Source organism: Chryseobacterium phosphatilyticum (genome assembly GCF_002899825.2).
GTDB classification, from domain to species: Bacteria; Bacteroidota; Bacteroidia; order Flavobacteriales; family Weeksellaceae; genus Chryseobacterium; species Chryseobacterium phosphatilyticum.
In genome coordinates this window covers 1-600 of the sequence record NZ_PPED02000035.1, presented here as the reverse complement: position 1 = coordinate 600, position 600 = coordinate 1, and the positions used below count along the sequence as shown (strand labels likewise).

The 600-nt window shown below is 66.7% G+C and carries 1 protein-coding gene; it reads right to left on the bottom strand.

Translation table 11 applies throughout. From position 1 onward, the window contains the following. The coding region (locus tag C1631_RS25305) for a Rieske 2Fe-2S domain-containing protein (RefSeq protein ID WP_165828369.1) at positions 1 to 577 on the bottom strand (577 nt) is incomplete at its 3' end. Positions 578 to 600 lie beyond the last annotated feature (23 nt).

Below are 600 nucleotides of genomic sequence, written 5' to 3'. Positions count from 1 at the left end.
CCTCGAAGCCGTACTCGGTCTCGGTGATCTCGTACTTTTCCGGGATCGGCTGGCTGATCTGCCCGAACGTGTTCTGGTGCACGAAGGCGAAGTGCGCGTTGTCGAACGAGTTCTCCATCAGGCGCAGGGGCGAGGTCTTCCACACGTCGTGGAATTGCTGGATGCGCCGGTAGCCGGGCATCGTGTCCTCGGGGATCTCGGGGATCGCCGCGTAGGGCTCCTCCAGGCAGACCCAGGCGTAGCCGTACTTCGCGGTGCAGTGGTAGCTCTTCACCGCGAGCCGCGGCACGACCTGCTCCGGGCTGAATTGCGGGATGCGGGCGAGCGCGCCGTGCCGGTCATAGGCCCAGCCGTGATAGCCGCATACGATCAGGCCGTCCTCGCACCAGCCCTTCGAGAGCCGGGCGGTGCGGTGGCAGCAGCGGTCCATCATCGCGGCGGGCTCGCCCTCGCCGTCGAGAAACAGCACGATCCGCTCGCCCATCAGGGTGAAGGGCTTGGGGCCGTCGGCAAGGTCGGACAGGCGCAAGGTTGCGTACCAGTAGTGGCGCCACAGCTTCTGGCGGGTCGTCAGCATGGACGCTCTCCGTGGTGATGCCC